Origin of the sequence: Citrobacter sp. Cpo071 (genome assembly GCF_030332765.1) — a bacterium.
Taxonomy (GTDB): domain Bacteria; phylum Pseudomonadota; class Gammaproteobacteria; order Enterobacterales; family Enterobacteriaceae; genus Citrobacter; species Citrobacter portucalensis.
In genome coordinates this window covers 1-22421 of record NZ_JAOWHE010000088.1, presented here as the reverse complement: position 1 = coordinate 22421, position 22421 = coordinate 1, and the positions used below count along the sequence as shown (strand labels likewise).

At 51.0% G+C, this 22421-nt stretch carries 26 protein-coding genes; 4 read left to right on the top strand and 22 right to left on the bottom strand.

Annotated features, from left to right (window positions below; translation table 11 throughout):
• The first annotated feature begins 6 nt into the window (after positions 1-6).
• From dacD to OGY09_RS25065, 4 genes are all read left to right on the top strand, one after another.
• Positions 7-1179 carry a serine-type D-Ala-D-Ala carboxypeptidase DacD gene (dacD, locus tag OGY09_RS25080; protein ID WP_048235085.1) on the top strand — a complete coding sequence of 391 codons (1173 nt, stop codon included), beginning with the start codon at positions 7-9 and terminating at the stop codon, positions 1177-1179.
• 123 nt (positions 1180-1302) lie between these two features.
• The gene (gene sbmC / locus OGY09_RS25075; protein WP_008785156.1) at positions 1303-1770 is read left to right on the top strand and encodes a DNA gyrase inhibitor SbmC; all 468 of its coding nucleotides are present in this window, start codon (positions 1303-1305) and stop codon (positions 1768-1770) included.
• Positions 1771-1877: 107 nt separating this feature from the next.
• Entirely contained in the window at positions 1878-2936 is a 1059-nt protein-coding gene (locus OGY09_RS25070) for an FUSC family protein (RefSeq protein WP_008785155.1), read from the top strand.
• A gap of 238 nt (positions 2937-3174) precedes the next feature.
• A complete protein-coding gene (locus tag OGY09_RS25065) occupies positions 3175-3510 on the top strand; it encodes a DUF496 family protein (RefSeq protein ID WP_003834176.1) in 336 nt (111 codons plus the stop codon).
• 40 nt (positions 3511-3550) lie between these two features.
• On the opposite strand, the gene OGY09_RS25060 is transcribed toward OGY09_RS25065, so the two are convergent.
• The 22 genes from OGY09_RS25060 to OGY09_RS24955 form a co-directional block, all read right to left on the bottom strand.
• Positions 3551-4417, bottom strand: coding sequence for an L-threonine kinase (locus OGY09_RS25060; RefSeq protein ID WP_275399210.1), 867 nt, complete (start codon positions 4415-4417; stop codon positions 3551-3553).
• A gap of 92 nt (positions 4418-4509) precedes the next feature.
• On the bottom strand, positions 4510-5724 hold the full coding sequence (locus OGY09_RS25055) for an acetate/propionate family kinase (protein ID WP_008785153.1): 1215 nt from the start codon (positions 5722-5724) through the stop codon (positions 4510-4512).
• Complete coding sequence (gene pduV / locus OGY09_RS25050) at positions 5709-6161, bottom strand: propanediol utilization protein PduV (protein ID WP_008785152.1); 453 nt, start codon at positions 6159-6161, stop codon at positions 5709-5711. Before pduV ends, OGY09_RS25055 begins: the two co-directional genes overlap by 16 nt.
• A 4-nt stretch (positions 6162-6165) precedes the next feature.
• Positions 6166-6516: a propanediol utilization microcompartment protein PduU gene (pduU, locus tag OGY09_RS25045; protein ID WP_008785151.1), complete on the bottom strand. Its 351-nt coding sequence runs from the start codon at positions 6514-6516 to the stop codon at positions 6166-6168.
• Complete coding sequence (gene pduT, locus OGY09_RS25040) at positions 6516-7070, bottom strand: propanediol utilization microcompartment protein PduT (RefSeq protein ID WP_003030201.1); 555 nt, start codon at positions 7068-7070, stop codon at positions 6516-6518. Before pduT ends, pduU begins: the two co-directional genes overlap by 1 nt.
• Positions 7071-7072: 2 nt before the next feature.
• Complete coding sequence (gene pduS / locus OGY09_RS25035; protein ID WP_153752730.1) at positions 7073-8428, bottom strand: cobalamin reductase PduS; 1356 nt, start codon at positions 8426-8428, stop codon at positions 7073-7075.
• Positions 8425-9537, bottom strand: coding sequence for a 1-propanol dehydrogenase PduQ (locus OGY09_RS25030; RefSeq protein ID WP_267458297.1), 1113 nt, complete (start codon positions 9535-9537; stop codon positions 8425-8427). Before OGY09_RS25030 ends, pduS begins: the two co-directional genes overlap by 4 nt.
• A 10-nt stretch (positions 9538-9547) precedes the next feature.
• Positions 9548-10933 (bottom strand): CoA-acylating propionaldehyde dehydrogenase PduP, encoded by a 1386-nt coding sequence (gene pduP, locus OGY09_RS25025; protein ID WP_218659144.1) that lies wholly within the window; start codon positions 10931-10933, stop codon positions 9548-9550.
• Entirely contained in the window at positions 10930-11937 is a 1008-nt protein-coding gene (gene pduO / locus OGY09_RS25020; RefSeq protein WP_267441997.1) for a two-domain cob(I)yrinic acid a,c-diamide adenosyltransferase PduO, read from the bottom strand. The genes pduP and pduO overlap by 4 nt, the downstream gene beginning before the upstream one ends.
• 8 nt (positions 11938-11945) lie before the next feature.
• A complete protein-coding gene (locus OGY09_RS25015) occupies positions 11946-12221 on the bottom strand; it encodes a EutN/CcmL family microcompartment protein (protein ID WP_003030211.1) in 276 nt (91 codons plus the stop codon).
• Positions 12222-12224: 3 nt separating this feature from the next.
• Positions 12225-12716: a microcompartment protein PduM gene (gene pduM / locus OGY09_RS25010; RefSeq protein WP_267439873.1), complete on the bottom strand. Its 492-nt coding sequence runs from the start codon at positions 12714-12716 to the stop codon at positions 12225-12227.
• On the bottom strand, positions 12713-13345 hold the full coding sequence (locus OGY09_RS25005) for a phosphate propanoyltransferase (RefSeq protein WP_008785145.1): 633 nt from the start codon (positions 13343-13345) through the stop codon (positions 12713-12715). Before OGY09_RS25005 ends, pduM begins: the two co-directional genes overlap by 4 nt.
• The gene (locus OGY09_RS25000; RefSeq protein ID WP_048235096.1) at positions 13345-13809 is read right to left on the bottom strand and encodes a BMC domain-containing protein; all 465 of its coding nucleotides are present in this window, start codon (positions 13807-13809) and stop codon (positions 13345-13347) included. Before OGY09_RS25000 ends, OGY09_RS25005 begins: the two co-directional genes overlap by 1 nt.
• 24 nt (positions 13810-13833) lie before the next feature.
• Positions 13834-14109: a propanediol utilization microcompartment protein PduJ gene (pduJ, locus tag OGY09_RS24995; protein ID WP_001057752.1), complete on the bottom strand. Its 276-nt coding sequence runs from the start codon at positions 14107-14109 to the stop codon at positions 13834-13836.
• Positions 14110-14128: 19 nt separating this feature from the next.
• On the bottom strand, positions 14129-14479 hold the full coding sequence (locus tag OGY09_RS24990) for a glycerol dehydratase reactivase beta/small subunit family protein (protein WP_003834139.1): 351 nt from the start codon (positions 14477-14479) through the stop codon (positions 14129-14131).
• Complete coding sequence (locus tag OGY09_RS24985) at positions 14469-16301, bottom strand: diol dehydratase reactivase subunit alpha (protein WP_267441995.1); 1833 nt, start codon at positions 16299-16301, stop codon at positions 14469-14471. The genes OGY09_RS24990 and OGY09_RS24985 overlap by 11 nt, the downstream gene beginning before the upstream one ends.
• 15 nt (positions 16302-16316) lie before the next feature.
• Entirely contained in the window at positions 16317-16835 is a 519-nt protein-coding gene (gene pduE / locus OGY09_RS24980) for a propanediol dehydratase small subunit PduE (RefSeq protein ID WP_003030243.1), read from the bottom strand.
• A gap of 14 nt (positions 16836-16849) precedes the next feature.
• Complete coding sequence (gene pduD, locus OGY09_RS24975; protein WP_003834131.1) at positions 16850-17524, bottom strand: propanediol dehydratase medium subunit PduD; 675 nt, start codon at positions 17522-17524, stop codon at positions 16850-16852.
• Between the two features lie 10 nt (positions 17525-17534).
• Entirely contained in the window at positions 17535-19199 is a 1665-nt protein-coding gene (gene pduC, locus OGY09_RS24970) for a propanediol dehydratase large subunit PduC (RefSeq protein WP_003030249.1), read from the bottom strand.
• An 18-nt stretch (positions 19200-19217) separates the two neighbouring features.
• The gene (gene pduB / locus OGY09_RS24965; protein ID WP_003834129.1) at positions 19218-20030 is read right to left on the bottom strand and encodes a propanediol utilization microcompartment protein PduB; all 813 of its coding nucleotides are present in this window, start codon (positions 20028-20030) and stop codon (positions 19218-19220) included.
• A complete protein-coding gene (pduA, locus tag OGY09_RS24960) occupies positions 20030-20311 on the bottom strand; it encodes a propanediol utilization microcompartment protein PduA (protein ID WP_003030255.1) in 282 nt (93 codons plus the stop codon). Before pduA ends, pduB begins: the two co-directional genes overlap by 1 nt.
• A gap of 659 nt (positions 20312-20970) precedes the next feature.
• Entirely contained in the window at positions 20971-22233 is a 1263-nt protein-coding gene (locus OGY09_RS24955; protein WP_000608644.1) for an IS1380-like element ISEcp1 family transposase, read from the bottom strand.
• Positions 22234-22421 lie beyond the last annotated feature (188 nt).

Genomic DNA, 22421 nt, shown 5'->3' with positions numbered 1-22421 from the left:
GAGGACATGCTGTTGAAACGCCGTTTGTTTATTGCCGCTTCACTATTTGCGATGAGTTTTTCGCCCGCGTACGCGACCGACGTCGCCAGTTTCGCTCCACAGCCTCCGGCAATTAATGCCGGTGCGTGGGTATTAATGGATTACACCACGGGCCAAATCCTGACAGCCGGAAATGAACACCAGCAGCGCAACCCTGCCAGCCTGACCAAGCTGATGACCGGCTATGTTGTTGATCGCGCAATCGACAGCAAGCGTATTAGTCCAACAGATATTGTCACCGTAGGGCGCGATGCCTGGGCGAAAGATAATCCGGTATTCGTCGGTTCATCCTTAATGTTCCTGAAAGAAGGTGATCGCGTTTCTGTGCGCGACCTGAGTCGCGGGCTAATTGTTGATTCCGGTAATGATGCCTGCGTGGCGCTGGCGGATTACATCGCCGGAGGGCAGCCGCAGTTTGTCGCGATGATGAACAGCTATGTGCAAAAGCTGAACCTGCGGGACACGCATTTTGAAACGGTACATGGTCTGGATGCGCCAGGTCAGCATAGCTCAGCTTACGATCTGGCCGTGCTGTCGAGAGCTATCATCCATGGAGAGCCGGATTTCTACCATATGTACAGTGAAAAAAGCCTTACCTGGAACGGAATCACGCAGCAAAACCGTAACGGTTTGTTGTGGGATAAAACTATGAACGTCGATGGTCTGAAGACAGGACATACCTCCGGCGCTGGATTCAACCTGATTGCTTCTGCCGTTGATGGGCAGCGCCGCCTGATTGCAGTTGTGATGGGGGCGGAGAGTGCGAAAGGGCGTGAAGACCAGGCGCGAAAACTGCTGCAATGGGGACAACAGAACTTCGATACCGTGCAGGTATTACGTAGCGGTAAGCAGGTTGGTATTGAACGGATCTGGTACGGCGATAAAGAAAAAATTAGCCTTGGCACAGAGCAGGATTTCTGGATGGCCCTGCCTAAAGCCGAAGTCGCTAATATCAAGGCAAAATATGTTCTTGATAAGAAAGAACTGGTTGCCCCCATTGCTGCCCATCAACGTGTGGGGGAAATTGAACTCTACGATCGGGATAAACTGGTGGCGCACTGGCCTCTGGTTACGCTGGAGTCTGTCAACGAAGGCGGCGTCTTCTCGCGTTTGAGCGATTATTTCCACCACAAGGCGTAGTTTTTCCTGATGTGCCTGACTGGCAAGAGTGCGAATCTGCTCACATAATAATCACTGATTCCTTGTGGCCGTCATACCTATAAATTACACTGTATATAAATACAGTGTAATAACGGAGGTTATATGGAGTACGAGATAAAGCAGGTTGAGAAACGCATAATTGCCGGTTTCCATATGGTTGGACCGTGGGAACAAACGGTAAAGCAGGGTTTCGAGCAGTTAATGATGTGGGTCGACGGTAAGCAGATCGTACCGCTGGAATGGATAGCTGTTTATTACGACAATCCTGACGTTGTTCCGGCGGAAAAACTTCGTTGTGATACCGTGGTGTCTGTGCCTGAAGGTTTTGAGATCCCAGAAAACAGCGAAGGGGTGATCCAGACCGAACTGGCGGGGGGCGACTATGCTATCGCCGTTGCGCGCGTTGAAAATCATGACTTCGCGACGCCGTGGTATCAGTTCTTTGAGCGCCTGCTGCAGGATTCGACGTATGCGATAGCCGCTAAACCTTGCTTTGAAGTTTATATGAACAATGGCATGGAGGACGGCTACTGGGACATTGAAATGTACGTGCCGGTACAGTCGAAGTAACTGTTTTTGGTGTAAATCAGGATGAATGTCCTGGTCATCAGGGTGATGTTTTCACTCAAAAAACAGGTACAATTCTGTTCTTTGCAATTCCCTGACGGAGTGCATGAGTGCGTGCAGATAAGTCACTGAGTCCTTTTGAAATTCGTTTGTATCGTCACTATCGTGTGGTGCATGGTGTTCGCATTGCGCTGGCGTTTCTTTTTACTTTTCTGTTGGTTCGCCTGTTGAACATTCCTGAAGGTACATGGCCTCTGATTACGCTGGTGGTAATCATGGGGCCAATTTCTTTTTGGGGGAACGTTGTCCCCAGAGCGTTTGAGCGTATTGGCGGGACAATTCTGGGTTCGGTACTTGGGCTGGTGGCCCTGCGTCTGGAACTCTTTTCACTTCCGCTAATGCTGATATGGTGCGCGGTAGCGATGTTTCTCTGCGGCTGGCTGGCACTGGGTAAAAAGCCGTATCAGGCGTTGCTGATTGGTATAACGCTTGCGGTCGTTGTGGGCGCCCCCGCTGGTGATATGAACACAGCGTTATGGCGCGGCGGCGATGTTATTCTGGGTTCATTACTGGCAATGCTGTTTACCGGTATCTGGCCGCAGCGGGCATTTATACACTGGCGAATTCAGCTGGCGCATTGCGTAACGGGGTACAATCGGGTGTATCAGGCTGCGCTATCTCCCAACCTGCTGGAGCAACCGCGACTGGAGAAGCATTTACAACAGCTTTTAAGTGATGTTGTCAAAATGCGTGGGCTCATCGTTCCTGCCAGCAAAGAAACCCGCATTCAAAAATCCATCTTTGAAGCTATTCAGACGGTTAATCGTAACCTGGTCTGCATGCTTGAGCTGCAAATCAATGCGCTCTGGGCCAGCCGTACCAGCCACTTTGTTATGTTGAATGCGCATACTTTGCGTGAAACACAGCTCAGGACACAACAGGCGCTACTGACGATAACCCATGCATTGTATGAAGGTAATCCACAACCGGTGCTTGCCAATACGGAAAAACTCAATGACACCGTGGTGGAGTTACGTCAGCTTATTGCTGAGCATAAGGGCGATAATGTCGCTGAAACGCCCATTCACGGCTACGTTTGGCTAAATATGGAAATGGCGCGACAGCTGGAGTTGCTCTCTCATTTGATCTGTCGCGCGCTGCGCAAATAAAGAGCAGATGAGGGGATTGGTTCTACTGCTGCTTCGATTCAGCAACGAATAGAGGTATGATACTGAAAAAGGCTAAAACCATTGGTAACTGCAATGGCTTTACCCTCGATAATTCAGGTTTCAACCATGCATGGTCGATGCAGATGCAACTTGAAGTATGGCGGGCATGAAAGTAATGTTGACCCACTTTAGCCGTTGTTTTAACGAATCCGAATCTCACATTATCAGGGGTGTAAAAATGGAAACTACCAAGCCTTCTTTCCAGGATGTGCTGGAATTTGTTCGTCTGTTCCGTCGTAAAAACAAACTGCAACGTGAAATCCAGGACGTTGAGAAAAAGATCCGTGACAACCAGAAACGTGTTCTGCTGCTGGACAACCTGAGCGACTACATCAAGCCTGGAATGAGCGTGGAAGCGATTCAGGGCATTATCGCCAGCATGAAAAGCGATTATGAAGATCGTGTTGATGATTACATCATCAAAAACGCTGAGATCTCTAAAGAGCGCCGCGACATCTCTAAAAAGCTGAAAGCGATGGGCGAAGTGAAAAACGGCGAAGCGAAAGCCGAGTAACGATTTTATGCTTGTCCGGGTCGCTGCTTAGCGGCGGCCCTTATTGCAGTTCGACCCCGCCAGTTACCATCCGCAACAAATGCTGTTCCGGCCAGTGTACCGTCAATTTTTTCTGCGTCAGCATCCATTTAATGTAGTCCACATCATGACGCTTTCTGTCGAGCATCAGACCGACTACGCTGCCACTGTGCGCAACGTTGACACCGTATAAATCACATTCTTCTACCAGCGCTAAAAGTGAATCAAAATTTGGTTTAGGTAACAGCAACTGGCTGGCGATCGCGCTCAGCGTGGCGGCTTCACCCATCCGATAAGGATTTTGACTGATACAGGCTTCCTGTACCTTTTCCCATGCGCGTTTCAGCGCTGGAGCGCCTGCCAGTAACCCTGACTGACGTGGAGTACGGTGATAATCAGCAGTAAGCAAGGTTTCCGGGCTTTCGAGAACCAGCAGATCGAGTTGAGGCTGGGCTTCACAGGCAATTTGCGTGGAGGCGTCGTTATGATCGAACAGCGTAAGCTGGCGGAAAACGGTGCTGTCGGTAGGTTCCAGCGAAACGCAAAGCTGCGCCAGAGTAGATTCGTCTAGCTGATGCCCCAGATACTGCGCTGTGGCGATTGCCGTGGCGGCGATATCCGCTGTGCTGCTGGCCATCCCTTTAGCGACAGGAATGGTTGACTGGACATCAATTCGAATATCCTGACTCATTTGTGCCGGGTATTGCCAGTGCAGCAATAACCTCTCAACCATCGCCCGCGAAAGTGGACGTTCATCTGTCAGCGGTGAACCTGAAGTGACCTCAACGGTGCTATACCATTCAACCGGGCAGGAGACCAATTTCTCACTGCCCAGAATCCAGCCCTGGATAAGTTCTCCGCACGATGCGGGACATTGCGCAACAGCCACGTCTTCACCTATGTGATCAGCAATCCTCGGCGCATAGTGTCATGGCGATCGCGCTATTACCATGATTTGCCGCAATTTGCGGTGCGGCAGTATTATGCAGGAATGCCCAATGTCACAGTTTCAGATATCGCTAAACGCATAACGTCTTGCGCAATCATCAGCTCTTCATTGGTATTAATCACCGCCACTTTGACCATCGCATTTTCCGTCTGAATGAAGGTAGCATTACGCTGATTTTTTTCCTCATCAACGGCCAGCCCCAGGAAATTCAGGTTACGACAAATCGCAGCGCGCGCCCGTGCGGAGTTTTCGCCAATACCACCGGTAAACACCAGGGCATCCAGACCGCCCATCTGCATAATATAGCTACCAATGGTGGCTCGAATGCGCTCAGCAAAAAGCGTCAACGCCAGCGCAGCCTGGTGATTGCCCGTATCTGCGGCATGTTCAACGTCGCGGTAGTCAGGGGAGATGCCAGAAACACCGAGCAATCCGGACTCATTGTTGAGCAATTGGTTGAGCTGCTGCGGTGTTTTGCCTTCTCGCAGGGCAATCCACGGTAAAATGGACGGATCGATATCGCCACTTCGCGTGCCCATCATCACGCCAGACTGCGGCGTAAAGCCCATTGACGTATTCACCGATTGTCCGCCTTTGATGGCGCAGATGCTGCTGCCGTTGCCCAGATGACAACAAACAACGCGCAGGGCGCTGAGTGGTACACCCAGTTTTTCAGCAAGCTGTGAGCTAACGTATTTGTGGCTGGTACCATGAAAACCATAGCGACGAATACCCAACTCTGCATAGTAACGCCAGGGCAGGGGATAGATGAAAGAAGGCTCATCAAGCGTTTGATGAAAGGCGGTGTCGAACACCGCAACGGCTGGTGTTTTGGGCAATAGCTGGCGGAATACCGCGATCCCCAACGCATTTACCGGGTTATGCAGAGGGGCCAGTTCCGCGAGTCGCTCGATTTCTGCCAGCGTTTCATCAGTTACCAGCGCGGAATCTTTAAAAGATTCTCCGCCGTGCGCGACGCGATGACCCACGCCGTCGATCTCTTCCAGACTGTTGATAATGTGGTGGTTGAGCAGTTTTTCCAGGAGCAACGTTACGGCTTCACGGTGATCGGCTACGGGCAAAGTCTCCTGCCATTTCTGCGCTGGCGTTTTTAGGGTGACCTGCGCATCAGACAAACCGATACGTTCAATCAACCCCTGACAGATCATTTCACCCTGCGGCATCGCCAGTAGTTGAAATTTAAGCGAGGAACTACCTGCATTAATGGCCATTATTTTGTGAGACATGAAGGTTCCTTTGCATTCAGAAAAATGAACATCTCATCGACCCCAGTATTCTCCAGCGCGCTGGTGACAAATACTTTTTGCGCACCAGCCTGAACTAACCAACTCTCCACAAGAGAAATACGCTGCGGATTGGCTAAATCGGCTTTGGTAACGAGGCCAATAACGGGTCGGTTCATTGGTCCGGTAAAACCGGGAGAAAATGGTGACCACGGCGCGTCAGCATTGAGTACCAGCGCAATAATGTCTGCTTCACAGGCGCTGGCCAGCAGCGCGCTGTACAGGCAGCGGTTCTCAAGATATTCACCCGGTGTGTCTATTGTCGTAGGAGACCAGACTATGGCCTGGGTCTTCTGATAGTGAAGCGCCTCTCCCCGCATGCACTGCGTGAGCGACGTTTTACCGCACTGGCTGGGGCCAATTAGCATGATACGTTTCATGAGATTACGTCCGGGTGATGGGACACGCGGTAAAACGCATCATTTCGCCGAGCGTTCGGGTTACCTGTTTCAGCGCGTACTCAACGGCGGAAACATCACCCGTCAGTACCACCGCGCCGGTAAACCGGTCGAGAAAACCAATCTCTACCGCCCCGGATTTCGTGGCGATATCACAGGCGATGATTGAGGCTTCGCTGGGGGTAATGGTCAGAATACCGATTGCGGAAACCGCATCTGGTAATCCCAGCTTCTTGAACAAATCTTTACCTGGATTAGCAATAAGATGCGCCAGCGTGACCTGTTTGCCTGGTACATATTCCTGAATCATTCGATCCGTGGTGGGTTGTCTTTCCATTATCCCTCCACCATTTGTCGCCACATGCTTTCATGCGGGCGAGGTATGACCGAGCGGTAAACCAGCAGGCCTTTTTCACCCGCACTTTCACTGGCAACCGTCACTGCGTTATTCACATCGGATACATCGCCAGCAACGACCATGTAGCACTTGCCGCCAATACCAAATGCCATATGGACACGTACCAGCGTGACGTTGGAGGCTTTAACCGCCCGGTCGGCGGCGCAGATGCAGGCAGCAACGCTCCATGTTTCGACAATACCAACAGCCTGACGCTTATCCACGCTGTTTAGGCCGCTGATTGCGGGGAGTACGCTGGCATGAATGTTGGGGAGTACCAGACTGTCAACGAGCATATCGCCAGCAAGAGATGTTCCAGTGGCAATCGCCTGTTGTACGGCACCTACGTCACCACCGAGCATGAGTAGAAATTTTCCCGGGCAGATGGTCTTGCTGACCAGTAAATTCACATTCGCGCTTTTTAACATGGCATCACCCGCTTCCATTCCTTTGGCAATGCTGGTGAGTTCTAAAATCCCTATAGCCTGAGACATGATTAACCTCTAATTACCGTGATAGATTGCTCAGTGATTTCGCTGACAATACCGTCAATGCTGGCGTGAACAGGCGCGCCTAATGCACCGGACGGCACATCGGCAACGCATTGACCGCGAACAACGCGTTCGCCTTGTTCTACACATGGGATGGCGCTGGCACCAATATGCTGGCGTAACAACAGCGTCGTTTTATCTGTGGAATAATCAGTCTCAGCCAGTGGCGCATCGTGATACCAGTCGCTAAGACCCAGTTTGGTAATAAGGCGCTTAACCGGGATCAACCGGTACTTCGCCATTTCATCCTCAGGATTTAGCGGCCCTTCATAACGATGGTTGAGCGCCCGCAGCTCGCGTTTGAGCATGCGGTTGATGCGCATCGGTGAAATCCCAACCGGGCAGGCTACGCTTTCACACACGTTGCATTCTGAACAGGTCAGGGCCGTGAGCAGCAACTGCGGTGTGGCCGCCTGCTGATAATTAACCGCACGAACCAACAGGTGCGGGGATAATTCATGGCCGATCAAATGCCTTGGGCACAAATCCGTACACAAACGGCACTGCTCGCAAACGGTTTTTGCTACAGAAAGCACGGTGCGTTCATCCTGCATCCGCCGCTGAATTAACGCATGAGACTTAGGCAAAACCAGCAGGCCCCCGGTGGTCTTGCTTACGGGGGTATCCAGTGAAGTAATCAGGCCGCCCATCATCGGACCACCGTTAATAAAACCGGGATCGTCAACGGTTGCACCACCGGCCAGCGCCAGAACGTCACGTAAAGACATTCCGATAGGGACAGTAAGTGTGATGGGACTGGCGACTGCGCCGTTAACAGTCAGGGTACGACGCGTCACGGGGTACTGCTGCTCAACTGCTCTCGCGATGTTGAGCACGGTCTGGACGTTATTGACCACTACACCGACGCTGACTGGCAGCGCGGCAGGCGGAACTCTCCGACCTGTTGCCATCCAGATGGTCAGAACCTCGTCACCAGCCGGGTAGACATCAGGCAAAATATGTAAGCGGATTCCGGCAGGTAGAAGGGGCGTTAATGCATTGATAGCCTTTTGGTATTTCTCTTTGAGCGCAATAATCCCGGCACTGGCTCCGGTCGCCGTCATGGCATATTGAACGCCGCGGATAAGTCGCTCAGCCTGGACGGCCATCAACTGCTGGTCAACTTTCAGCATTGGCTCACATTCAGCCGCATTGACCAGAAATGTATCGACCTGCGCCTGTAATTTTACGTGAGCAGGAAAGCCTGCGCCTCCGGCTCCGACAACACCCGCTGCGCGAACGCGTTCGCGAATGGTCTGCGCATCATAAAGCGTGGACTCTGCCGTCATGGCTGTCTTCATAATAATTCCTCAAGCAGTTCCTGCATGGCACTGGCATCGGCAACACGAGGATTGGTTTGCAGCGTGACGTCAGCCAGCGCGGCCTGAACTATCAATGGGATACGTTGTGACCAGGCTTGCTTTCCGTCTTTAAGCGCGTCAACAAAAGAAGGCAACGCACACTGTTTTTTGAGTAGCTCGATATGATGAATGAGCGCATTCAATGCCGCTGTATCGTTCGCGTTATCCGGGCATAGGTGGCAGGCTTTAGCAAAACGGGCATAGCGCTTCGCAGCTCGCGGATCGCGGGCATTAAAATGAATGACATGGGTCAGCAGCAGCGCATTGGCAAGTCCATGCGGCAGATGAAACTGACCACCCAATTGATGGGCAATCGCATGATTGATCCCCAGTCCAGCCTGACTAAATGCCATTCCCGCGAGCGTTGATGCATTGTGCATTTTCCCCCTGGTTGCCAGACAGTCGCCTTTGCTGACGGCGACAGGCAGGTACTGGAAGACGATTTGAGCGGCTTTTTCAGCCAGTGCGTCTGTGAAGTCGCTGGCCTTCGTGGACACGTAAGCCTCCAGCGCATGCGTTAACACGTCCATGCCGGTATTCGCGGTGATGGCAGGTGGTACGCTGACGACCAACGTTGGATCAAGGATGGCCATGTCCGGGTAAAGCGCATTATTGAATAATGGATATTTAATGCCTTTATCCGGATCGCTAATCACGCAGGCACTGGTTACCTCGGAGCCTGTGCCGCTGGTGGTGGGAATTGCGACACAGGTTTCAATTTCAATACCGAACTGTCGGCTAAACCAGACGATGGCTTTTGCGGCGTCCAGTGCTGAGCCGCCACCAAAACCCATCACGACGTCCGGTCGCAGGGACTGCATTTGTGCAATCCCTTGTACTACCGTACCGATGGTGGGATCGGGGGTGATATCGCTGAAAATACTGATGCGGTTATCCGCTGGCAGAGCGTTGCGCAGCTTTTCAATCAGGGGAGAACGTGCGAGAAAACCATCGCAGATAATCCAGATATGCTTATTCGTGAAACGCTTGAGCACATCCAGACTTCCCTGGCCGCTGTACAATCGAGTTTGCAGTGAAAAGCTATTCATAACGGCCCCATTAGCGAATAGAAAAACCGTTTGTCAGCACGCAACGACGAGAGCGTGCGAAAGTGCGCGCAGATGTTGTTCCTTCACCGGTTGGCGTCGCAATAGTGAAGGTTGTAAAACCTTCACCACCAACGCCGATCCCGGCGTAAGAGGGGCCATTTTTCACAAAGATGGAGGTCTGAAGCGTGCGCGCGGCAAGGTTCAAACGTGACACATTTTGCGAATGCATAATGGCGGTGTGATGCAATCCCTCTTCAACTTTCAGGGCCAACGTTAATGCACTGTCAAAATCGCTCACCGTTACGACGGGGAGCATTGGCATCAATTGCTCGCTGGTAACCCACGGGTCGTCAGCCTTGACGATGCCTGTCAGTAGTCGAGGTGCTTTTGCCGGAACCGGTATTCCTGCTGCTTCCAGTAAGGTTGCCGGGCTTTTACCCACCAGTTTTTTATTGGCTATGCCTTCTGGTAGACAGACAGCACGCAGTTTGTCTACCTCTACGCTATTGAGAAGCATCGCACCAAAAGACTGCATCTGTTGAACCAGTCGTTCGGCAACGGCATCAACAACAATCAGGCTCTTCTCAGCAATGCAGGGGAGGTTGTAATCAAAGGATGCGCCATTGATGATATCTTCCGCCGCCTTAACCAGGTCGGCCGTTTCATCAACAATGCAGGGTGGATTTCCTGCGCCTGCGCCGATGACTTTTTTCCCGCTTTTCATGCCCATAGCAACAATGCCAGGGCCACCGGTAATCGCCAGAACTGCGATTTTAGGGTGCGCCATCATCTGCTGGGTAGCCTCAAAAGTGGGTTCTGTGACCGTGACGACAAGATTACGAATTCCGCAGCAACGGAAAGTAATATCTTCAATCATGGCAATCAGCTTGAGTGAAACCTTTTTAGCACCCGGATGCGGACTGAAGTAAACGCTATTCCCTGCCGCTAGCATGCTGATGCTGTTGTTAATAATGGTCTCTGTCGGGTTTGTACTGGGGGCGACAGAACCAATCACGCCAAACGGTGAATACTCGAATAACACCATGCCGCCGTCACCGGTTAACGCCGTGGTGGTGAGATCTTCGATACCCGGAGTGTTGTCCAGCGCGGCTTTATTTTTAAGGAACTTATCCTCTTTGTTACCCATCCCCGTTTCGGCAGCGCTCTCAGCAGCCAGTGAAGCAAGATGAGGCGTCAGTTCTTCGCGTAGGGCGTTTATGATGGCGCTGCGGGTTTTCAATGGACATTGCTGGTAACGCAGAAAAGCCTGATGCGCTGCATCGATAGCTTCGCCAACGGACGGAAAAATACCGTTACCCTGAACTTCTGCTTTTGCCGGGGCGAGTTGCTCACTCAAAATGTTACGAATAAGGGTTTCAAGTTCTGAAGTATTCATTGATGTGTTCTCACGTTAATCGCCGCAATGGCCGTTTCTGCAATGTCCATATCCTGTTCAACGCTTCCTCCGCTGATGCCAAGACCCCCGAGGAGTAAACCCTCACGCCATAATGCGTACCCGCCACCGAAGGTGACGACTTTTCCCTGCATATGGCTTTCCAGACCGTAAAGCGCGGCGCCGGGTTGCACTGCCGATGTCAGCTCATGCGTGGCGGTTTTCATCGCCACGGCAGTCCAGGCTTTTTTGGGTGCCAGTTCGCTACTCACGAGTAATGCGTCAGGCATGCGCCAGACCACCGTTTGGGTCCCGTTCGCATCAACAATGCTAATGACGACCGGAACCTGAAGTTCTTCTGCTCTCGTCACCGCAGCGCGAGTGAGTTGGTGGAGCTCCTGAAAAGACAGAGACATAGTCGGCTCCTTTATGGCTGGTGCTTGAACGGCAGCGAGATAGCGCTCAGCCACTTTCTGAATGATGTCGTTTTGATGGGCGTCATGATCTTCTGCTCGTGCAATTGCATATAAGCAGTCGGACAGGCGATTGATATAACGCATCAGCACGTGTCTGACGGATATCTCGGTGGAGAGTTCGACCAGTCGTCTCTCTGCACGGCGTGCCAGCGTACGGGCAAAGTGCAGTCGGCTGGCGGCTTCGCTGCGGCCAGGTAGAATAAAGCTGCGCAGGGGCGGTACTCTTCCCATTGCGGTATCGATGGCCGCTTCCAGTGCCGCAATTTCTTCTGAGCTGATGTAGCGCTGCTCTGGCGTTGGTTCTTCGCTTTCGCTTGCCAGTTCGGCGCTGAACCAAAAAAGCTGCAGCTGGATATTCTCAAGTAACTGCCGGTGCTGCGGGTTTTTCGCTGCACAAATGCACAGACTTAGCGCCGCATTCAGTTCGTCCAGCGTACCGTAGGCTTCCACGCGTGGATGCGTTTTGCTCACGCGCTGTCCGGTAAAGAGGGCTGTTGTTCCGGCATCACCAGTGCGGGTATAAATCGCCATAATTCCTCCTAACGAGAAAGCGTGTCGACAATGCCGACGATAGCCAGATCGATGGCCTCGTTAGGGCCAGAAAAAACGTGTCTGGCGCTGGATCCGCTGCTGAGTAATACCAGTTCGCCGGTCCCTGCGCCGACAGAATCAACAGCGACTTCATCTCCACTCACAGGGGATGCAGGAAGCTCTCCGTCAGCACTTACCCGACGTACCAGCAACAGTTTTTTTCCCACCAGTGATGGGGATTTTTGCGTGGAAACCACAACGCCTGTAACCCGGGCCAGATGCATAGCTCACTCCTGCTTAATTAGTTGGACATTTCGCAGACTGACTGCTTCCTGAGCCAGAGCCGTCACAACACACCGACGGCGCAACACCAGTACGCCATCCCTTAATTGGGCGACGTCGGCATAGCTGAGAAGCTTCTCAGGATGCAAAAAGATGGTTCGTCCCCGTTCGTCATCGAACTCCAGCGGCAGACGTGCGAGTTTTTTCACGGGGATTGCGGGTAACAATCGGTGTTGTAGTGAAATTTTCACGCGGACTCCGCATGCCAGCGCGTCGTGAATCTTTCCCACCGACATGTTGGCTGGGCAGCCTTCGGCAATTTGCTCCAGTAATGGCAGATCCACTTGCTGGAGATGGAGCGACGAGTACTGGCAGCATACTGTCCGTGAATCGATTTCCCGTAACTGCGCGACGCTAAGAGTGAGCGTGCTTTCCGCGCGTTTTTTTAATCGGGAAACAACCTCCTCGATAATGCGTTGCAGCAGTTCGTTGTTCATCGTGAGGTCACCAGTGTGGCGAATGCCTGGGGATTATCAGCGCCTGCGGCATTGGCTTCGTCTGTATCGATATGCATTTCGAGGCGCATATCCGGCGAAACGCGTACGGCGACGTTATCGAAAATCAGTCGACGTTCATCGCCATTAATGGCGACCGAGACTTTATCACCATGGGAAACCCGCAGAATCAGAGCATCAAGCGGCGACATATGGATATGCCGTTGGGCGACGATCACCCCGGATGCTAAGTCCAGTTCAGCAAATGGGCTGACGAGACGAACACCGGGTGTGCCCTGAATATTGCCCGACATCCGCAGCGGAGCAGCAATTCCCAACGTGCGGGCGTCGGTACGAGAAATTTCGACCTGGCTGGTACTGCGCAGCGGGCCGAGTAAACGCACATTTTTTAACTGACCTTTTGGCCCCACCAGCGTGACAGTCTGCTCTGCTGCATATTGTCCCGGCTGCAGCAGCCCTTTTTTCTCACTAATGGGGTGATTGGGAAACAAGCGACCGTAATCTTCAGCGCACAGATGAATATGACGATTAGAGATCCCCAGCGGAATCGGGCGCTCGCGCATTTCATCCAGAACCTTAGCGACAGTGGTCTCCAGTTGCTGTTTATCCATTACGCTTCACCTCGTTTGCCAGAGTGAAGACAAAGCGTGCGCGGCTCGCCTTTTTGACGAGGGCAGGCAGGATCAAGACACAAATTGCAGCTAATCAACTCTGCATCTTGCGGTGCTTCGGGTACATCATGGTCTACAAATATCTCTTCATGCGCTACGGCTGGTATGGGTTCGGGCGTTGGCTCAGGCTCCAGGACAACGCTATGCGACAGGATCCCATCCCCGGGTCTGGAAATGACTTTGTGAGCCACCAGTCCATCTCGCTGGTCAGCGAAACTGACACCGGTGGAAATGGCCGCCTGGACGGAGGCCACATCCCCGATTATCTTGATCACCGTCCAGCCTGAGCCGTTGGTTTTTTCGAGGCCCACCAGCGTGATGGAGGCGGCTTTCGCCATGACGTCCGCGCAACTGATGGCTAATGCCAGACCACTAACTTCAAGTAATCCCAGTGATTGCTTCACGCTGTGCTCCTTGGTTGCAACGACTTATGCGGATTTAGGTAAAATGGCTTCAACGTCGCTGTGCGGACGCGGGATAACGTGGCAGGATTTCACCTCACCAACGGCGCTTGCGGCTGCGCTTCCAGCATCTACGGCTGCTTTCACCGCGCCGACATCACCGCGAACCATAACGGTGATAAGGCCAGAGCCGATTTTTTCGTAACCAACCAGCTGCACGTTTGCGGATTTCACCATGGCATCAGCGGCTTCAATAGCGCCGACAAGCCCTTTTGTTTCAACCAGTCCCAGTGCGTTATTCATACTGCTTTTCTCCTGTGGGTTATGAGTGGCATTCCCGGAACGGAATGCCTTTAACCAGCCGCGCAGCGTTGTTACCAATGCTGCGGCGATCGTGGCTATTTTGTTGATACGTCAGCGTAAAAAGTGGTGCTGATGTGGGTAAGTTTTTGTAGTGCACGACCAGTTTTTCGCGGCTACAGCCAATACCGACCAGCAATGGAGACTGGCAGGCGGCCAACCATGCGTTGTGGATAACGTCAGTTGAGCTACTCTCCTGAATCACAAAGGGGATCCCTTCTTCTTCAATACCCAGCAGTACGTCATTCCAGACGTCAGCACAGTCAGCACTGGTGAAGATAACGATGGCTGGGGTGGTGAGATTACTTTCCATGAGCGAATGCCTTATGCCAGGAGAGAATCAGTCCTGTCGCAACCGCATTGCGCGGACCTTCGGTACCACGAATGTTGCCGCGCCCGGCAACCAGTCGATAATGCGCCAGAGCATCGGTGACCAGCTGTGGAACTTCAAAATCCAGAGATGAGCCGCCAACCAGCACCACAAAGGGAATATCCCGAATGTTCCCGGTCGGACTGACCTGACGTAGCGCTCTGAGCGCGTTGGTAACGAAAACGCGTTCTTTCGCACTGCGGCGGATGGCCCGTACTTTCTCCAGTGCCAGTTCGCCTGGCAGTGGCACCAGTTCATCGGGTTTTACTACACACACGCGGGCAAAAACCGTTGGTGGGAGAGGCGTAGGGAAGAACTGAACGCTGCCGTCTTCGTGGCGAAGGTGGAACAAGCTCTCAACTTTCGCCAACGGATACTTTTTAATCTCTTCAGCGAGATAACGGTCATCCAGGCCCAGTTCACGGGCAATGATCATCGTGACCATATCGCCTGCGCCTGCCAGGTGCGTGGCAATAATTTCGCCCTTAGGATTGATGATAGAAGCGTCGGTTGAACCCGCGCCGAGATCCAGAATAGCCAGTGGTCGTGTTGTGCCCGGAGTTGTTAAGGCTCCCAGAATGGCAGCTTCGGCTTCGGCCCCGCCAACCTGGACATCAATGTTGAGCTTTTGCGTGATCTCATGGGCAATCATCGCCATTTGCAGGCGGTCTGATTTCACCATAGAGGCTATGCCGACAGCCTGTTCCAGCGAGAACTCACCGGCAAGTCCACCCGTCACGCTGACGGGAACCGAGGTATCGACCGCCAGCAGATCCTGAATAAAAATTTCATGACTGGGTTTGTTGGTTAATTCAGCCATCGTCTGGCGCACATGCTCCAGCATGCCGCCAATATTGGTGCCAGCTTCTCCGGTCACGTTATCCAGTTTTGGGCATTCACCAACCGCTTTCATAATCGCTTCGGCGCCCGCGGCAACGTCGACCCGTACGGTACGACCCTGAGACTGTAGCTCCAGATTTCCGGCAGGAATCGCTCGCGCTTTCACATCACCTGACGGCGTTTTCACCACCACGGCTGAACGGTTGCCGATCAGCGCCCGTGCCATCGGAACAATGTTTTTAGTCTCATCGGCATTGAGGCCAAAGACAGTTGCAATGCCGTAGGGGTTAGAAAGGGTTTCAATGACCTTTCCTGGTACAGCGACCTCAATGGCAGCCAGCATCCCCAACGGGATGCGGTCGATATGAAGGACTTCATCGACGATGGGCAGGGGGTGAGTCAGACGATTGCTGACCAACACGCCATCGTCCTGCTGCAAAATAACGCCAGTTAACTGGTATCCAGCTCGGACGGAGGCATTAATCATCGTAGCGACATCGGCGAAATCAAATGCCGATGACACCACCAGAATATAGGGCGTATCCGCCGGGCGACTGAGAAGGTCTTCCGGCGTAATAGTGACGCCCACGCCTAACCCGACGCCGCCCGGTGTTTTAGGGTTATGGCCGATCATGGTGGATTCAGTGATGATGGTTTCGGTTATTGTTTCCATCGCCACGTCGCCAATGACCGGGGTGGCTTCGTTAATACGGATGAGCGAAATATCGCTGACATTGATACCGGCGTTTTTTGCCGCCAACGTAAGGGCCTCCTGAATGCCAAACACATTACGTAATGTGCCCTTAATTCCGGTGGTTTCTGCCAGCGAGCTGCCGGTGATGCTCAGCACGCCAGACTCATCCAGAGTAGCCAGAGCGACTTCCGTTGATGAGTTGCCTATGTCAATGCCAGCTATATATCGCATGATCCTGTCCCTGAGTTAGTCGTCGCCTTTGAGTTTTTTACGCTCAACGTACAGCGCTGCCGCTTCACGAACGAAAGCTGCACAGATTTTTGCCTGATAACGATTTTCGAGATCGTCGGCGATAGCCATCAGCTCATCTTTTGTTGAGCGGTACGGGCGCAGCGCGTTGTAGATCTCAAGAATGCGATCGTCAGGAACAGCGGTTAGCTCGGCTGCGCGCTCGAAGTTCATCGCCAGCCTGTCACGTCCGGCATCTTTGGCGATTTCCGCCTGCAGGCGCAGTGTTTCAGGGGTGATGCGCATGTCCTGCGCGGTCACTTTGTTGCTCAGAACATTTTCAAGCGTGAAGTCGTCCAGCGTTTTGTTGGTCGCAGTTTTTACCCACTCAGGATGTTTATTCGCGAGAGGGTAATCCGTGACTTTCGCGGTATGTGCTGATGAACTCGCCGCGGGCGGAGTCGCAGACTCGCCTTGCAGGCTGTTCATCCGGCTCAACACATCCCGAACCATCGATTCAATTGCGTCGGTATTCATGGAGGTATCCTTTATCAAAGCGCCACGCGCAGTTCCTGCGGGTTTTTGCCTGTCACAACGTATTTGGTCTCTTTAATGTGCAGAATGGCTGATTTCGCCTGGTACTTAGGACGGGCCATCTGGTCATTCAGAGTAGGGACCGGTTGCGGAGATTCACGCTTGGCATAACGCGCGGCGTTTTTACCGATCTGACGATAGGTTTCTAGCGTCAGAAGCGGTGCCTGAGGGAACAGCTCCAGGTTTGAAAGCGGCGGTAACCCCTGCTGGTGGATAACCGTGGTACCTTTTGACTGGATGCCGATAGAGATCCCGGAACCGCTCAGACGGTTCCCCTCAACGGCGACAAACGCCACATCGGAGGATTTAAAGCAGCGGATAACGCGCGCTTTAATGCCTTCTTCTTCAATACCGGCAATCACTTCGCGCAAGATATTCTTATGCGGGATACCTACGATATTGACGGTTTGCGAGAGCCCGAACGCCGGCCCTACGGCAATAATTACTTCGTCCTGTTGCTGGCCTTGTTTGGCTTCACCAATCTCGGTCAGAAAGCTGTCTCCCTGTGTCGCCGCAGCCTGAGGTGCGCTTGCCGCTGTAGATGCGCGGAAAGAGACGGGTTTGTCGCTGGTCTGCATTTCAGACAACACATCTTCAATTATCTGGCGCAGTAGTTTTTCATTAATTTCCATTTTTCACCCCTTAGCCAAGCTCGTTGGGATCAAGTGCGCCAGGGATGTTTTTGATTTCTTCCCAGCGTTCGCCCTGCAGGCGATAACCTGTTGCCGGACCGGCGTAGTCGTTAACATCATTGACAGCGGATAGCACCTGTCCGTCGCCAACGATAATGGCGGAGGTATGCAGATAATCCCCGGTTAACTTGGCTTTCTGGATGTTGAGCATGTCCTGAGCGACATCGGTAAATCCGCCCTGAGCAAGGGCTTTCACCACTTCCAGACCGTTACGGTTTTTATTGATGATCTCTTGTGCAAACTTGATGTCTTCAACGATGTTACGTTCCGGCATATCTTTCGAACCGTGGGCGTAGGTCGCAGCTTCCACTTCTTCATCAGTGATTGGTGGTAATCCCATCCCGGCAAAGACGGCCTGCAGCGCACGTGCCGCTTTGTTACGAATGGCGATAACATCTTCTTCGCGAACCGGGCGCAGACCACCGTCTACTTTCAGGTCACGCTGGAGAACGTTGTAGTCGTCAAAATCTTCAGCATCCTCGTTCGAACCCGCAAACATGTTGTCGTAGTTCGGCACCGCGGAATAACCAGAAGAAATGAAGTCAGTACCCGGCAGGAACTGCATCAGCAGACGCGCAGTACGACGCATATCCGAGTGGGTAAAGGTTTGGTCGTTGCTGGAGGCGCATTCCAGATCCAGAGAGGAACAGATCAGGTTTTCAGCCAACACTGCACGAATGCCTGACGGCACGGCGGAAGGGACACCGATGCAGCTTACTGAACCGTTTTGCAGGCCCTGTACACCCGCAGCTTTGGTGATGTAAATGCAGCGGGCTTCCAGATAAAGCATTGATTTGCCTTCGGCGTAACCCATTTGAACTTCTGAGCCAGAGCCGGAGGTAAAGCGCATTTTCAGACCACGGGAAGCATAGGACGAGGCGAGGAAGCCTTTCGACCATGGCGTGTCATCGCCGTCGGTAAAGACGGGTTCAGTACCATAGACGGAGATGGTTTCCGCGTAGCAGGTGTGGCCTAGCATGCCGAGTTTAAGTTCGGTAGCTTCTTCCAGCGAGCACTGGGTTAATACGCCCGGGCGTCCAACCTGTGAGCCGACTAACAGCGCAATGGCGTTAAATGGCGCATAACGTGCAACGGCAACGGTTGTTTCCTGTTCGTCAAACCCGCGCCATGCGCCTTCAGCGGCATCAGCGGCAATCTGCACCGGGTTATCTTTGACGTTAGTGACGTGCGCTTGTTGAGAGGGTGTACGACGAGCACGCATTTTCTGCATCGCCATCATCATCTCAACGACGTTCATATGGGACACCACTTCGACAATTTTTGCCGGCGTCATTGCGGTGGTCAGCGGCACAATGTCTTTGCGCTTCACGTTAGGGTCGCAAAGCATATTGGCCAGTTTGACCGAGTCCATCGCCATGACCTCTTCAGCGCGCGCCAGGTTAATGCCATAGCGGGCAATGAAATGGTCGATTAAGTCAAATTCACTGGCGGATTTACCGTCCAGTTCAGTGACTGTACCGTTGACGATTTTAATCGACGGTTTGGGGTCGTTCGGGCTTTCCATCGCAATGAAGCCTTCTTCGATCCACTCCTTAACGAAACCATCCTGATTCACAGGGCGCTTCGCCAGTGCTTCAAATCTTTTCGATCTCATGAATCAGCCTCACTGATATCAGATGTAGGACGGACGATCGTTTTTCGGCTCTGAGCCGAGGGTCCCGAGTACGGTTTTACCGATTTCACGGGCGGAGATAACGGCCTGACGAACAGCGCCAGAGTCACCCGAAATAACCAGAATGGCTTCGTTACTGAAGCTGGTGCCATGGGCAGGGGAGCTGTAGGCCACAACTTCCACGTTGGCGGATTTCAGGGCCGTATCGGCCATCAGGACACCAACGGATGCTGGCGCGCCGACGATAACGCCACAGGCACGGCCAATCGGTGCGCCAAAGGCTTTTTCCAGCGCGTAGCTGGCGCGTGCGGTGTACTGCATTTCGATGTGACCGGCTTCGTTGGCATAAACATCGCCAAAGGTGCGGTCCAGTTCTTTCAGTGCGACTTCAATGCCGCGTTTCACGTCGGAAACATCGTTGCCGCCAAGAATAATCAGCGAACCATGACCTGCGCCGCCTTTGGTATCACGTGGTAACTCAATACTGACGACTTCAGTATTGGTGGCTTTTACCGCTTCATCGGCGGCCATGATGTGCGGACCTGCGCCAGTACGGGCGCCAAGGATGCCAATGGAGCGATACCGTTTTTCAAGTTTCATTGCGTCCAGTAGGGCGCTGTCTACGTTGGCGATTACCAGACCGACGGTGTCGCCAATCGCGGTACCGACAAACTCCGTTAAACTGCAGCTTTTCTCTGCCATAGCCGTTTCTCGTGTTGGAGGATTATTTTCAGGGATAGCCTGCTGTTCCGGCGTTGCCACGCGAGCAATCACCTGCGCCATGATCTGTTCAACCAGCTCATTGCTGCTCATTAGCTAATTCCCTTCGGTAAGATTTTTTCTACATCGGTATGCGGGCGTGGGATGACGTGTACGGCTTTCACTTCTCCCACATTACGGGCTGCGGCGGCACCTGCATCTGTTGCTGCTTTAACTGCGCCGACATCGCCACGGACAATGACTGTTACCAGTCCCGAACCAATTTTTTCGTAGCCGACCAGCATTACATTGGCTGACTTCACCATTGCATCTGCGGCCTCTATGGCTGCAGTTAAGCCTTTGGTTTCTACCATTCCTAACGCTTCTTGTTGCATAAAGACCTCGCCTGGGTTGTCCCGATTTTCATGACTATAAAAAGAAGCGAGGAAAAAGAATGGCTGAGTTGAAAGTAAGAGTGAAAAAATAGTGGGGTTATGGTGAGATAAAATTGCCATGTGTCATCATAACAATTTGTTTTTGTTGGTTATTTTTAGTTTGGGTAATGTGACTATTTGGTTATGTTAATTCCATATTTACACTTTTCCGAGTGACAGTTTAAATATCATTTGCTATGCGAGAAAAATGAAATTGTGATGATCGTTTGAAAATGGAATTATGCTGTTCGCAATATTTTATTATTTTGAAAATGTACTTTTAATAGGGTAAATCCTCGTTTTATCGCCTGCTTTAATAAAGGTGATAGCAAGAATTTGCTATCACAACACGATTTTTAAGGGCATGTCGCTTGCAGATTGCCAACAATTTGCCGATACAGATTTTTATAGTACCTAAATTCCACGTGTGTTTTTTATTAGCTTCAAAAATCACTATTTCACGAAGAATTTAGACTGCTTCTCACACATTGTAACATTATTTACAACCACCTTTCAATCATTTTTGATAAATCATTGATTTCATCTTTGCTGCAATGATACTTAATAAACTCTGCAAGTTATCCACAGAGCAACACTCAATTTTATTGATGATATTCTTATTATACCAGACATTTTTCATACACTCCCTTGTACGGATAGTTTTCCGACAACTTCATGATTACATATCTTGCGGTTTTGATTATTTTTGCTGCAAGAAATACATACTTCAAACGAAAGGTCTTTATTTGCTGTCTGTATTCTGAAGAGTCCAAGGAATCAAACTTGAACAACAAAAATAGGTTATATGAAAGCATCATCATTTGAAACACGGCTTCATTCGCCCAAAATGACTTTAGCAAGAGATGACCCACCGCCATGTCGTATTTGGCTTCTTTGATATAGTTTTCAGCATTACCACGCTTTTCATAGTATATAACTACTTTTTCAGAAAGCAAGGTAGTATTTGTTACAAAGAAAAAGTAGTCGTATTCGGAACCTTCTAAAAGTGATAATTGTGCTCTTTCTTTTTCTGGTTTCAGTACGCGAGATACGACAAATCTTCTGTCTTTTTCCCATTTAACTAATTTTGTATACAGTTCTGTAGTTTCTCTACCTTCTTCTCCTTTAACGAATACAATTGATGAATTCGTTGCTTGTGAGGTGAGTGTAGAATAACTTTTGGCTTTAATTAAATATTTGCATCCAAGAGATTCTATCGTTTCGATAATTTTTTCATCAAAGTAGCCACTATCCATTCGAAATAAAATTTCTAAATCGTCTGATTTGATGTTAGCAACAATTTCTTTGATCATTTCCGCAGCACCGTTTGCAGTGTAAGTATTGCCACTTCTTACAAATCCGGTAACATATGCTTTTAATTCGTCGCAAAATGCAAATTGGATATTGTAGCATCGGTTTCCCAGTTTCTTAGGATTATATCCTTTTGACGCACCTTCTTGATGACCTTCTACGTTAATTACACTACTATCAATATCAATCGTAATGGATGTCAATTTACTTTTAGTGAGCAGTTTTTTAAAGACTTTAAAATTAATGTCTCTAAACATTTGGGTTGTCTTGAAGTTGAAGTTTCCTAGAAACCGTGACACTGTTTCAGGTTCTTTTACGGAAATATCAAACTCGTTGACGAGGGGATCATTTTGAAGTAGCTTTAGACGTTCTAACTTATCAATGCCAATGAAGTGACCGCAGAGCATGGTCTTTATATGATTCATCTTGATTTTATTTGTTGAGTCATTATCAAATACGAGGTCATTTTCAATAAAATCAAAAATCCCATTGCTTTTTGCATTCTCAAGGAGCAGAAAAAGACCTGCATTTGATGTTAGATTCTTAGCTTTGAAATCAATTTTATTAATCATAATTAGAACCCCTTTTTACTACTTTTCTTACTATTATTTTACCATATATCGAGTCATAAAAGCTGATAATTTAACATATTTTTGAGCACTTTTCTTTCACCCAATGGGTGAAAGCTGAATTTCGAAGGAATGCATATTTATCAAGGCTTTGATTATGCTTTTTGAAGTACTGACGTAGAATCTAGGTA